This window comes from Beduinella massiliensis (assembly GCF_900199405.1).
Lineage (GTDB): Bacteria > Bacillota > Clostridia > Christensenellales > Aristaeellaceae > Beduinella > Beduinella massiliensis.
The window spans coordinates 2152398-2164538 of record NZ_LT963430.1 but is presented as its reverse complement, the minus strand read 5'-3'; the positions used below and the strand labels follow the sequence as shown (position 1 = coordinate 2164538).

Below are 12141 nucleotides of genomic sequence, written 5' to 3'. Positions count from 1 at the left end.
CCCATATTATACACGATCAGGGCATTTTTGTGAAGCGATCTGCATCGTCTTTCTCAGGTATGCGATCGACTGTGCGAGCTCTTCATCGGACGAATAAAGCGTCGTATACGGTTCCAATATGACCGGGCCTTCATAGTGCACGGCTCGAAGTCGACGTCCCAGCGCCTCAAAATCGAACGTCCCCTGTCCGGGCATAAAGAGCCTTCCCCCGGCGTCGTAGTCACATACGTGTACGTTTAAAAGTTTGTCCCCCATCGCGCTGATAAATTCCGAGACGTCGTGGCCGGACTGCATCGCCTGCTTGATGTCCAGCACAAAGCCCGCCTTGGGATAGGCGCTTCGCACCTGCAAGACCCGCTCCGGCGTGGACATTTGGCACCAGCTCACATTTTCAAAGCAGACGGTGATGCCGTAATCCGCCGCCAGATCGCACAGCTCGCCGATGCGCGGCGCGACGCTGTCAAAGTTAGCCGCAATGCCGGTTCCCTTTACATTGTGGCGTCCATGATAGACATAGATCCGAGCGCCGAGCGCCTGTCCCGCTTTCAGCACGCCTTCGAAGATTTTCTGCGCTTCCAGCCGCTGCCGTGCGGAAAGGCTGAACAGGCTGTTTTCAAAGGCCGTGCCCATCGGGTGCACGCTTGTCGAAGGGAGTCCGCCCAACCGTTCGCGTACCAGAGCGCCGAAAGCAGCCGAATACTCGCTGTATGTCTCCAAAAAGATTTCCGCGCAGTCTACGTCAAACGTTCGGAGCCGCTCCGCGGCGTCCTCCGTTTCCATTCTGCCGTAGAAGGCGGCGGTCGTAAGGCCTAAGCGCATGCGCCCCCTCCTTTTTTCTTTACATAACGAGTGTATTATAGACGCTTTTGCGTTTTCTGACAAGCGGCTCCAAATCGCCGCGAACGCTTGACGAATGATAGGGAATCTGTTATAGTCTATCAGGTATGTCCCTGTCGTCATAAGCGCGGGCAGTCTCTCTGATTGCCGCCTTGATGCCGCAGGGCTTTTATGTGCGTATCAGACGATCAGATTAGGAAGGATGACTTTTGCGCATGATCAGGCAGCAATACGATGCCATCATCATCGGAGCCGGTCCCGCCGGCATCTTTACCGCGTTGGAGCTCACGGAGAGCCGTCCCGAAATGCAAATTCTCATGGTCGATACGGGCCGTGAAATCGTAAGGCGCGTGTGCCCTGCGCGCACGACGGGCAAGTGTGTGCAGTGCTCGCCCTGCGCCATCGTACACGGATGGGCGGGTGCCGGCGCTTTTTCCGATGGCAAGCTTTCCTTGTCCGACGAGGTGGGCGGTCATATCTCCGATTACATGACGCACGAGGAAGCGCAGGCGCTTATCCGCCGCGCGGACGAGACGTATCTGCGCTTCGGCGCGCCGGAGGAAGTGCACGGTCTCGACGACAGAAAGGTCGATGAAATTTCCTACGAAGCGTCGCGCTACAACATCCGCCTCGTCCCCTGCCCTGTCCGTCACCTGGGGACCGAGCACGCGGGCGAGGTGCTGCGCGCGATGCACGATTACCTCATCGAAGAGACGAACACGACTTTCGCGGAGCTGACGACGGCCGATCGCATTCTGGTGGAAGACGGACGCGCAAGCGGCGTCGCCCTGCGAAGCAAAAACGGAGACACCTTCGAGGTACGCGCGCCCTATGTCGTCGCCGCGCCCGGACGGGGCGGCGCGGACTGGCTGAGCGAGCAGGTCAAAGCGCTGGGGCTCAAGACGCGCAACAATGAGGTGGACATCGGCGTGCGCGTGGAAGTGCCCAACTCCATCATGGATCATCTGACGAAGTATCTCTACGAGGCGAAGCTCGTCTACTTTGCGGACACTTACGAGAACAAGGTGCGTACGTTTTGCATGAACCCCGGCGGCGTCGTTTCTGAGGAACACTACGAGGGCGGCATCGCGGTCGTAAACGGCCACAGCTATGGCGACGCGAAGCTGCGCACCGGCAACACGAACTTCGCGGTGCTCGTCTCTACGAGCTTTACGGAGCCCTTTGACCAGCCCATCCGGTACGGCCGCTACATCGCGCAGCTGGGTAACATGCTCACCGGCGGTCCTATCATGGTACAGCGCCTGGGCGACCTGCTCAAAGGACGGCGCACGACGGCCAGCCGCCTGGCCCGTTCTACCACCATTCCGACGCTCAAAACCGCCGTGCCGGGCGACCTCTCCTTTGTGCTGCCTCCACGCCATCTGACGAGCATTATCGAAGCGCTGCGCGCATTTGATCACGTTGCGCCGGGACTGTTCAGCAAGAACACGCTGCTGTACGGGGTGGAGGTCAAGTTTTACTCATCTAAGGTATTGGTAGACAACAACTTTGAGACGCCGATTCAGGGCCTGTACACGATCGGCGACGGCGCCGGCATCACGCGCGGCCTGATGCAGGCGTCCGTCACGGGCATCAAGGTTGCCCGCCATATCGCAAACCGTTAACGAACCGATTCCGCCGCAGAGGGACGTCCCCTGCGGCGCTTTGTCTTCTGGAAAGGACTGTCTGTTATGCGAGAGCTCTTCCCGCCCACGACGATGGCGGACTGCCGCGCGCGCGGCTTTGAAGTTCCGGACTTTGTATACGTCAGCGGCGACGCCTATGTGGATCATCCATCCTTCGGCAGCGCTGTGATCGTCCGTACGCTGGAACGCGCGGGCTATCATGTCGCGGTGCTCGCCCAGCCGGACTGGCACAGCGCTGAGGACTTTAAGCGCTTTGGAAGGCCATATCTTGGCTTCCTCGTATCCTCCGGCGTCATTGACAGCATGGTAAATCACTACACAGCCGCGAAAAAGCGGCGCAGCGAGGACGTGTACACGCCAGGCGGCAAGGCCGGGCGGCGGCCTGATCGTGCCGTGATCGTCTACTGCAACCGCATCCGCGAGGCCTACGGTGATATCCCTATCATCATCGGAGGCGTTGAGGCATCCCTGCGGCGCTTCTGCCACTACGATTACTGGGATGATCGCGTGCGCGCATCCATCCTTCAGGACAGCGGAGCGGACCTGCTGCTCTACGGTATGGGCGAACGGAGCATTCTGGCGGCCGCAGACTGGATCAACCGCGGATCACAGGCATGGGAACTGCCCACCATGCGGGGGGTGTGCTTCATGTCCGCGCAGCCCGTTCGCGGCTGCACGGAGATTCCTTCCTTTGAGGAGTGCCTCCAAGACAAGCGCGCCTATGCCGCGGCGTTTCTCACACAGTACCGCGAGCAGGATCCTGTCCGTGGAAAGGCGCTCATGCAGCGGCACGGAAACCGGTACCTCGTGCAAAGCGCGCCGGATCTGCCGCTGACCCGCGAGGAGCTGGACGCCTCTTATACACTGCCCTACCAGCGCACATGGCACCCGGATTACGACGCCGAGGGCGGCGTTCCGGCGATTGAGGAGGTCAAGTTCTCGATCGCCCATACGCGCGGGTGCTTTGGCTCCTGCAGCTTTTGCGCCATCACGTTTCATCAGGGGCGCATCATCACCTCGCGCAGCCATGAATCCGTACTCGACGAGGCGCGGCGCATCACGGAGATGCCGGACTTTAAAGGCTTCATCCACGATGTGGGCGGCCCCACGGCCAATTTTCGCCGTCCCTCCTGCGAGGGGCAGCTGACGCGCGGTACCTGCGCGGCGCGTCAGTGCCTTTACCCCGCCCCCTGCAAAAATCTCGCAGTGGATCATCGAGACTATATTTCCCTGCTTCGGGAAATTCGCGCTCTGCCCCGCGTCAAAAAGGTGTTTATCCGTTCGGGCTTGCGCTACGATTATATCATGGCGGACAAAAGCGACGCATTCCTGCGGGAAATCGTCGAGCACCACGTCAGCGGACAGCTCAAGGTCGCTCCAGAGCACGTAAGTCCCAAGGTTCTTTCCTACATGGGCAAGCCCGGCCGCGACATTTACGATGCCTTTGTCGGGAAATACGAGGCGATGAACAGACGCCTTGGCAAAAAGCAGTACCTTGTCCCCTACTTGATGAGCAGCCACCCGGGAAGCGACCTTTCGGCCGCCATCGAGTTGGCAGAATATCTGCGCGATACCGGGCATCAGCCGGAACAGGTGCAGGACTTTTATCCAACGCCCGGTACCCTTTCTACCTGTATGTTTTATACGGGATTGGATCCGCGCACGATGAAGCCCGTCTATGTTCCCCGCACGGCGCACGAAAAGGCGCTGCAGCGCGCCCTTTTACAATACAAACGCCCGCAAAATTTTGCTCTCGTGCGGGAAGCGCTGCGCACGGCCGGGCGGGAGGATCTGATCGGCTTTGGAAAGCAATGTCTCGTGCCGCCCGAAGGCGCACGTACGCCGGCACCGTACCGCAAAAAGACGCAGGAACGGAACCCAAAGGTAGAACCGACGGATTCCGGACGGCGCGGCGGCATCTCTTCCAAGGCATCGCCGCGAGCCAAGGGACGTCCCGGCGCGCGGAAGAAACCAAGATGAGGGGGGATGCGCATGCGGAGCCTCGGAGAATACATCCTCTATTTTTTCTTTTATTCCTTTTGCGGATGGTTCTATGAATCCGTGCTTTGCTCAATCGCCGGGAAGCACATCGTCAACCGTGGATTTCTGAACGGACCGATCTGCCCGGTTTATGGGTTTGGCGCGCTGCTGATCGTGATGTGCCTTTCCCCCATTCAGGATGCACCGGTTCTGCTGCTCTTTCTCGCGGGCGCCGCGCTGACCTGTACGCTTGAGTACTTCACCAGCTATCTGATGGAAAAGCTCTTTCACGCCCGCTGGTGGGATTACTCTGCGCGCCGTTTTAACATCTCAGGGCGCGTCTGCTTGGAGGGAGCGCTGGTGTTCGGTGCCTTTTCTGTGGCGATGCTCCGGGTGTTTCATCCACCGGTCGCGCTCTTCGTCCACCGAATCAACGAAACGCTTTTATACGCCCTCAGCGGGAGCCTTTTTGCGCTGCTGGCTGTCGATACGGCGGTGACCTCCGGCCACGTGCTGCGGCTGAACGGCCATCTGGCAGAAATACAGGCAGCGCTCAACGGGTACAGGCAGTCGATCGAGTCGCAGACGAGTGCGCTGCTTACGCAGTTGGACGGGCAGAAAAACGCCCTGCTGGGACAAGTCGAGGAGCGAAGGGAATATCTCCGGGGCCGTGCAGAGGCGATCTGGGAGCAGGTTGCATCACAATTTGAAAACAGTCCGTTTCATTCGGAGCGTATTCAAAAGCTGCTGTCCCTGCGTAGCTACCAAGACCGGCGCCTCTTTCACGCGTTCCCCGGCCTGAATTCGACACGCTACGGTGAAGCGTTCAAAAAATTCAGGGACAGGGCGCTCTCCTTTAAAAAGAATTCGGAAAAAGACATATGAAAAGAGCGGATGGTTTGCACCGCCCGCTTTCAGAGAATCAACAAAGTAACGGAATGTCAGAGAGGATACATGAAGGAGAAACTTCCCCTTCATGTGGAATCGTATCGACCGGCTTTGCCGGTCGGGCGGGGCGTTTTCCGTAGTCAAATGCGCAGCATTTGCGGAGGAAAACATCTCCCGTGACATTCGTGCAAAATGTTTATTCATTTTGCACGACGCCATCGACTTTGTCGATGGCCAGAAAGCGGACGGTTTGCACCGTCCGCTTTTGTTGTGCGCTCTGTCAGTCCGCGTAGCCGTTCGGATTCTGAGTTTGCCATCTCCAGGAATCGCGGCACATATCCTCCAACGTCTTCTCGGCCGACCAGTCGAGAAGCGTGCGCGCTTTCGCGGGATCGGCCCAGCACTCCGCGATGTCGCCTGGGCGACGCGCCACGATCTGGTAAGGCACCTTGACGCCGTTGACCTTTTCAAATGCGCGCACGATGTCCAGCACGCTGTAGCCCGTGCCCGTGCCCAAATTAATGATTTCGACACCCATGTGCTTCTCGGCATAGGCCGCCGCCGCAACGTGGCCCTTGGCCAGATCCACCACGTGAATGTAGTCGCGCACGCCCGTGCCGTCATGCGTCGGGTAGTCGTCCCCGTAAACGCTCAGGTGGTCGAGCTTTCCGGCGGCGACCTGGGTGATGTACGGAAGCAGGTTGTTCGGAATGCCATTGGGCATTTCACCGATGCGGCCGCTCACATGCGCACCGATCGGGTTGAAATAACGAAGCAGCACGACCGACCAGTCGGGATTGGCAAAAGCGATGTCCGTCAGGATGCGTTCGTTCATGTATTTTGTCCAGCCATAGGGATTGGTGCAGCTCGTCGGCATGGTTTCATCCAGCGGCATGTGATCCGGAATTCCATAAACTGTCGCGGAGGAACTGAAGATGAAACGCTTCACACCGTGGCGCTTCATGGCCTCGCATACCGTCAGCGTGCAATCCAAATTATTGCGGTAGTATTCCAAGGGCTTTGAGACCGATTCGCCCACCGCCTTATAGGCTGCAAAATGGATGACCGCGTCGATCTTGTTTTCGGCGAACAGCGCATCTACCTTTTCTGCGTCGCATACGTCGATGTCGTACAGCTTAACCTTACGACCGGATATTTCCTCCACCCGGCGCACCGCCTCAGGGCTGCTGTTGTAGAAGTTATCCGCGATGATGACGTCATGACCGCAGGCCAGCAGTTCCACGCACGTATGGGTTCCGATGAAGCCGGCACCACCTGTCAGCAAGATGTTCATGATCCATTCCTCCCTCATGTCCAGCCCGTGTTCCCTATGCTATCGATGTTTGCGTAAATGCGTAAAAGCGTTAAATTTTACGCACCCCTATTATACCACGATTTCTGCAAATTTCAACCACTCTTTTGCGGCTTAGAAGCCGCATTTAGCTTCAGAGAGCGCACTTCTCCAACTCCCGCAGGATCATCCGGCAGGGTGCTCCGTCGCTCTTTTCGATCAGCATGGGCAGCGCGATCAGTTCATATGCGCCTGCATGGACGCTCGTGGCGTCGTAGCCTTCGTATATGGTTACGCCCCCGCCGAGCAGAATGCGGTGCACGTCTCCGTTTTGATTATAGGGTTCGATGGAGAGATAGTCGATGCCGATAGCCTTAACCTCGCAGGACACGAGGTAGCGCGCGGCATCCGCCGTGAGCGCCACGTACTGTGGATTGAAGCAGTCGGCGCGCATGCCGTCTGCGTTATCCGTTTTAAGAAGCAGGCGTTCTCCTGCGCGCGGAGCAATCGTTTGTAAATCCGCAGCATCGATTACAGGACGCCCGGTCAAATCCACCACCCGACACGCTCCGATAAAACAGTCGGGCGACAGGCGATCGAGCGTCCGGCCGTCGTCTAAAAAATGATAGGGCGCGTCCATATGCGTACCTGTATGGACGCTCAGGTGGATGTTGGATACGTTGCAGTCTTTGCCCTCGGATATCGCATACCACCATTCGCGGCGATACGGCGGATCGCCCGGATATTGGAGCATCCCCTCCCGCAGGGGGACGGTAAGATCGATCATGAGTTCGCCTCCGTTTCTGTCCTTTGAAGGATATAGCGTACCTTTCTTCGCGCGCCGCTCTGATACATTTCACAGGTCCGCGGTACATCTACCACGTCCAGCAGACGCGCACCCAAACGCTCGCACGTCCTTCGGGAAGCAAGATTGTCCAAATCCGCGGTAATCAACACGCGCTCCATCTCGTGACGCCACGCCAGCGGCAGGATCAGACGCACGGCGCGCTCGGCGTAATGACGGCCTCGGTACTCCGGCTCGACCGCGTAGCCGACATGGCCTGCATACTCGATCAGGGGGCTTTCGCCTACGCGCAGACAGACGTTGCCGACGACCTCCCGTCCGTGCGGCTGATAGATTTCAAAGTCGTAAACCGGCACGCGCTGCGCCTCCGGGATCGCCGGAAGCCTGCCGCGGAGCCTCAATTCAATTTCATCGTCGTGCGGTACACCGACCGCAAGGAAATCTTCAAAACGCATTTATACCCGCCCAATCTCGACGCGCTGCAGGAGCTGTTCGTAGGCCTGCCGTTCAAAGAGGCAGCCGTCCGGGCTGCTGACCGCAGCTGCAGCAGCGGCGACGCCGCAGCGCAGCGCTTCCTTCATTTCGCCCCCCGACGCAAATCCGCAGATCAGTCCGGCGACCATGGCATCGCCCGCGCCGACCGTCGAGTGTACGTTCACCGGCAGAGAGGGCGTATACAGCGTCGTCTTGCCGTCGGTCATGAGCGCCCCGCCCGTTCCCATCGACACGACGACGATCTGCGTACCGCGAGCGATGAATTCCAGCGCCTGCGTCCGGATTTCGCGCAGGGTCGTCAGCTTCTTGTCGGAAACCTGCTCCAGTTCCTGCAGATTGGGCTTGACCAGGAACGGAGCGCCCAGGATGCCGTCCGAAAGACAGGCGCCGCTGGCATCGAGCACGCACCGACACCCTGACTTTTCCACGCGCATCATCAGCATTCGATAAATAGATGCCGGGCAATCAGGTGGAATGCTGCCCGTCAGCACCAGATAACTGCTCACCCTCGCGAGTTCTTCCACACGCGCGGCGACCGCCACGAGTGCCGACTCGTCCACCGGCATGCCGGGTTCGTTGAGTTCGGTAATGCTCCGGTTTTCCTCATCCTGGATCTTTAAATTTGTGCGTACCGCCCCCTGATAGCGCACGAAACGCTCGTGAATTCCCAGCTTTTGAAGCGGCTCCAGGATGAGGCGCGCGTTGTCTTCCCCCAAGAGACCGGTGCAGGACGTATCCAATCCAAGGTTATTCGCCGCGAGCGCGACGTTTACCCCCTTGCCGCGCCCAGCGCTCTGCTCGCTCGTGATACGATTGGTCGCGCCGATCGTAAATCCCTTAACCTGAACGGTTCTGTCGATGCTCGGATTCAGGCATACCGATGTAATCATTGTATTCCTCCCTGCGGCCTCGCGGCTTTCCATGCGCTTATTTTACCACATTTGCAGGGCGCCAACAACGGGCGGCAAGAGAAAAGCCGGAGCAAATGCTCCGGCCAAGGAATTCTTATTCGTCGTCATCGTCCGACTCGCTCTGCTTGTGCTCCTCGATGATCTTCGCCGCGATCATGGCGGGCACTTCTTCGTAGCGCTCGAAGCTCTTGGTAAAGGTTCCGCGCGCCTGCGTCATAGATCGAAGATCCGTAGCGTATTTCGTCATTTCCGCCAGCGGAACCTCAGCGACGATCTGCTGCATATCCTCCACCTGGTTCATACCCAGAATACGACCGCGGCGCTTGTTCATATCGCCGATGATGTCGCCCATGTACTCGTCGGGCACGAGCACCTCCACGTGATAAATGGGCTCGAGAAGCACGGGGCCGGCATCGATACACTTCTTGTAGGCCAGACGCGCGGCGGTCTTGAAGGCCATTTCGGAGGAGTCCACGGCGTGATAGGAACCGTCGTACAACTTTGCGCGCAAGCCGACCATCGGATAGCCTGCAAGGACGCCCTTGGGCAGGTTTTCGCGCAGTCCCTTTTCGACCGAGGGAATGAAGTTGCGCGGCACGACGCCGCCCACGACCGCATCCACGAATTCAAAGTCGGTGGAGCTGTCCTCCAGCGGGGAGAACTCGATCCAGACGTGGCCGTACTGGCCGTGACCGCCGGACTGTTTCTTGTGGCGCCCTTCTGCCTTGATCGTCTTGCGGATGGACTCGCGATACGGAATGCGCGGCTCCTTGAGGACGGCTTCGGCGCCGAACTTGGCCGCCAGCTTCTGGCGCGTGACCTCCAAGTGCAGTTCGCCCTGACCGCAAAGCAGCGATTCCGTCGTATCCACGTTCTTTTCCAGCTTGAGCGAGGGATCCTCCTCCATCAGGCGGGAAAGTCCGGAAAAGACCTTGTCTTCCTCGCCGGCCTTTTTGGCGAAAATCGCCATGGACATCTGCGTGATCGGAAATTCCAGCGGGTCATACTTGACGACCTTGTTGACCTCGCACAGGCTGTCGCCCGTGTTGGTGTACTGCAGCTTGGAAAGCGCGCCGATATCGCCCGCGTACAGCGCGTTGACAGGCGTCTGCTTCTTGCCGCGCACGGTGAAGATGCTGGCCGCTTTTTCAAGCTTTTCGGTGTTCGCGTTAAAGAGCGCGGTTCCGGCCGTCAGCGTACCGGAGATGACCTTGATGAGCGAGAGCTTGCCGACAAACGGGTCAGCGATGGTCTTGAATACCTGCGCGGTAAAGGATTCATTCAGGTCGCAGTGACGAACGTGTACGGTGCCCGTCTTCGGGTTGACGCCGTGGAACGAATGGCCCAGCGGAGAAGGCATGTAAGTAGCCAGCGCGTGCAGAAGCGGCGCGACGCCGATTCCCGTCGTGGCAGATACGGGCGCGACCGGCACGACAGACCCGTCGTAAATCCCCGCAGACAGGCCGCGCATCATCTCCTCGTCGGTGAGCTCTCCCTCGCTGAAGTATTTTTCCATGAGGTCTTCTTCCGTAGACGCGGCGGCCTCGCGGCAGGCCTCAATAGCCTCTTCGACGTCAGCGGCCATGTCGGGCGGAATCGGGATTTCGTGCATTGCTTTTCCGCTGCCCTCGAACGCCTTTTTGCTCAGCACGTCGATGATCCCCTTGAAATTCGGTCCCTCGCCGATCGGCAGCACCATTGGGATGATGCAAGAGCCGTACTTTTCACGCAGCGCGTCGAGCGTCTTGCGGAAGTCCACGTGCTCACGGTCCATCTGATTGACCGCGATGAACTTCGCCAGTCCGTTGCGCTTTGCGTTGTTCCAGGCCTTTTCAGCGCCCGTCGTAATGCCGGAGGGCGCACCCATCACGATCAGCACGCCTTCCGCCGCGCACATCGGACCGACCGCCTCGCCGATGAAATCAAAATAACCGGGAACGTCGATAAAATTGACCTTCTTCTTGGAAAACTCGACCGGCACGACGGACGCTCCAATCGAAATATGGCGCTTGATCTCTTCCGGATCGTAGTCGGAAACCGTGGTTCCGTCTTCTACGCGCCCCTGACGGTCGATGGCACCGGATGCAAACAACATCGCCTCAACCAGCGTCGTCTTGCCCTCGCTGCCATGACCGAGAACCGCAATGTTACGAATGTCTTTTGCCAGGTAGTCCTTCATGCTCAATCCTCCTATTTTCTGTATCCGACAAGGTGCGGATACGAAGCGAATGTTCGGTCTAAGCCGATTCATAAGGGTGGCATGCAGCGTTTTCGCACCCGCCACACACCATCTGTACATCATTATACCTTAAACGAACAAAAAAGAAAAGAATTTTTTGTCCAAACGGAGATTGTTTCTCAAAATTCTGATATTTTTTGTGCCAAGGTAAAAAACGTTCGGGATGGATCGGAAGGTTTCCATTATTTTGCTTTCATTATTCGTATTAAAAAGGTCCCCGGCAGCACGAGGCAGCCGGGGACCAGGGGGTTCAGTCTATTCCAGACGCATCAGGGCACGCATCTTTTGAAGGTTTTGCGGGTCGCTGAGGGAGGTTTCAAAGACGACGACGCCTTCGCCTGAGGTGCGCAGAACGCCGTTTTCTTCAAGGCGTCTTTTGAGTTGGCGGATCGTTCCGCCGTTTCCGTCGATAACCTGTGTGGTGTCCGGGAAAAAAGAGCGAATCTCCTCCCGAAGGAAGACGTAATGCGTGCAGCCCAGTACGACGCAATCGATCTGCCACCCCCTGAAAGGTGCGAACAGGTCTTCCAGATAAGCGTGAAGCGCGCTGCCATGCAGCGCCCCGCGCTCAACGAATTCCATCAGTCCCGGGCACGGCAGGGCAATCGCCCCTTCGCCGTACTGCCCCATCAGGCGCAAAAACTTAGGCTGCGAAAGCGTAACCGGGGTTGCCATCACGAGGATGCTGCCGCCATGGCGCATTTCCGACGCGGGTTTTAAGGCGGGCTCCATGCCGATCACCGGAATCTGCAGCCGTTCGCGGAGCGCCTGTGCGGCCACGCCCGTGGCCGTGTTGCAGGCGATGACGAGCGCTTTGATTCGGCGCGCCAGAAGAAAATCAGAAATTGCAAGCACGCGCGTTAGCACTTCGTCTGCGGACTTCGTCCCATAGGGCGCGTAGGCCGTATCCCCGTAATAGATGTATCTTTCATGAGGAAGCACGCGCACTGCCTCGCGCAGAACGCTGATGCCGCCTACGCCCGAATCGAATATTCCGACCGGCGCGTCCTTATCTTCGTTCATATCCGTACTCCTCATCTGTGATGAAC

The 12141-nt window shown here is 58.3% G+C and carries 10 protein-coding genes; 3 read left to right on the top strand and 7 right to left on the bottom strand.

Annotated features, from left to right (window positions below; genetic code table 11):
* Positions 1-6 precede the first annotated feature (6 nt).
* The gene (locus tag C1725_RS10545; RefSeq protein WP_346026570.1) at positions 7-819 is read right to left on the bottom strand and encodes a sugar phosphate isomerase/epimerase family protein; all 813 of its coding nucleotides are present in this window, start codon (positions 817-819) and stop codon (positions 7-9) included.
* 236 nt (positions 820-1055) lie between these two features.
* Here C1725_RS10545 and C1725_RS10540 point away from each other — a divergent pair, with 236 nt between their 5' ends.
* From C1725_RS10540 to C1725_RS10530, 3 genes are all read left to right on the top strand, one after another.
* Positions 1056-2462: an FAD-dependent protein gene (locus tag C1725_RS10540; protein ID WP_102413311.1), complete on the top strand. Its 1407-nt coding sequence runs from the start codon at positions 1056-1058 to the stop codon at positions 2460-2462.
* A gap of 66 nt (positions 2463-2528) precedes the next feature.
* The gene (locus tag C1725_RS10535; RefSeq protein ID WP_102411569.1) at positions 2529-4463 is read left to right on the top strand and encodes a YgiQ family radical SAM protein; all 1935 of its coding nucleotides are present in this window, start codon (positions 2529-2531) and stop codon (positions 4461-4463) included.
* A 12-nt stretch (positions 4464-4475) separates the two neighbouring features.
* Positions 4476-5348, top strand: a complete 873-nt coding sequence (locus tag C1725_RS10530) for a putative ABC transporter permease (protein ID WP_346026569.1) — start codon at positions 4476-4478, stop codon at positions 5346-5348.
* 283 nt (positions 5349-5631) lie between these two features.
* Here C1725_RS10530 and galE read toward each other — a convergent pair whose 3' ends face one another.
* The 6 genes from galE to murI all read right to left on the bottom strand — a co-directional run bounded on the left by galE (position 5632) and on the right by murI (position 12115).
* Positions 5632-6645 (bottom strand): UDP-glucose 4-epimerase GalE, encoded by a 1014-nt coding sequence (galE, locus tag C1725_RS10525; protein WP_102411567.1) that lies wholly within the window; start codon positions 6643-6645, stop codon positions 5632-5634.
* Positions 6646-6796: 151 nt separating this feature from the next.
* A complete protein-coding gene (locus C1725_RS10520) occupies positions 6797-7429 on the bottom strand; it encodes a cyclase family protein (protein WP_102411566.1) in 633 nt (210 codons plus the stop codon).
* Complete coding sequence (locus C1725_RS10515; protein WP_102411565.1) at positions 7426-7902, bottom strand: GNAT family N-acetyltransferase; 477 nt, start codon at positions 7900-7902, stop codon at positions 7426-7428. The genes C1725_RS10520 and C1725_RS10515 overlap by 4 nt, the downstream gene beginning before the upstream one ends.
* Entirely contained in the window at positions 7903-8832 is a 930-nt protein-coding gene (locus C1725_RS10510) for a 1-phosphofructokinase family hexose kinase (protein ID WP_346026568.1), read from the bottom strand.
* Between the two features lie 115 nt (positions 8833-8947).
* The gene (gene fusA, locus C1725_RS10505) at positions 8948-11032 is read right to left on the bottom strand and encodes an elongation factor G (RefSeq protein ID WP_102411563.1); all 2085 of its coding nucleotides are present in this window, start codon (positions 11030-11032) and stop codon (positions 8948-8950) included.
* Positions 11033-11347: 315 nt separating this feature from the next.
* Entirely contained in the window at positions 11348-12115 is a 768-nt protein-coding gene (gene murI / locus C1725_RS10500; protein ID WP_102411562.1) for a glutamate racemase, read from the bottom strand.
* Positions 12116-12141: the final 26 nt, after the last annotated feature.